Consider the following 279-nt stretch of genomic DNA (forward strand, 5'->3'; position numbering starts at 1 on the left):
GGGATGCCGAACACCGGCGCCGCGGGAAGAGCACTCAACACCTGCTCACCCCCAGCCAACACCGCACCACGATCGACGACCTTGACATCCAGCGTCACCCGGGCGGGGAGAGCCGGGACGAAGATGATGTCTCCCGGCTCGATCACCCCCGTCTTCTGCACACCCAGCGAACCCTGCCACCGCTTGATCGCCGCGACCGTCCCCGCCTGCGCCTTCCCATCGATCCCGGACCGGTAGTGCCCGAGCGCCGCCAGCATCTGCTGCACCTGACGCACATCC

The 279-nt window shown here is 68.1% G+C and carries 1 protein-coding gene; it reads right to left on the minus strand.

Annotated elements, in window-relative coordinates; genetic code table 11:
• On the minus strand, positions 1-279 hold a 279-nt coding region (locus AC23L6_RS13410), incomplete at both ends, for a peptidoglycan-binding domain-containing protein (protein WP_487570231.1).

It is taken from the genome of Flavobacterium sp. R1_16, from assembly GCF_057652095.1.